Genomic DNA, 493 nt, shown 5'->3' with positions numbered 1-493 from the left:
GTTCGGCTTGCGCTATATGGGCGTGGCGCCGAAGGGCGTGAAGTATCCGAACACAGGGCATCATCATCTGCTCATCGACGTGGACTTGCCGCCGATGGACCAGGAGATACCCTCGGACCGCAATCACCTGCATTTCGGCGCGGGCGAAACCGATGCGCGTATCGAGTTGCCGCCAGGCAAGCACACGCTGCAACTCATTCTTGGTGACCACAATCACGTGCCGTTTGCGCCGCCCGTGTACTCGAAAAAGATCACCATTACCGTGCAGAAAGACTAGCGCGTTTATCGTGTACCGCGCATTCGACGCGGCCTGCTGAGGACGGAGAGACCTTCATGTACAAACTCATCGCAATCGCGGCGCTGGTGGCGTCGGCGGCATGGGGCGTGGCCGATTTTGCCGTGGCGGCCGGGGCGTCATCGCCTTCCGGCGCTTATGCTTATATCGGCTATCCGAACGACGGCCAGGTCGTTCCCGCCAACAAACCCTTTCGCG

Annotated in this window: 1 protein-coding gene; it reads left to right on the top strand. The window is 60.4% G+C overall.

Annotated features, from left to right (window positions below; translation table 11 throughout):
• Positions 1–277: DUF4399 domain-containing protein (locus EN859_RS35275; protein ID WP_135913602.1), on the top strand; the 277-nt coding region annotated here is incomplete at its 5' end.
• Between the last annotated feature and the right edge of the window lie 216 nt (positions 278–493).

It is taken from the genome of Mesorhizobium sp. M00.F.Ca.ET.216.01.1.1, from assembly GCF_004010325.2.
In the GTDB taxonomy this organism is placed as follows: domain Bacteria; phylum Pseudomonadota; class Alphaproteobacteria; order Rhizobiales; family Rhizobiaceae; genus Mesorhizobium.
This window is presented reverse-complemented; position numbering and strand designations above follow the sequence as displayed.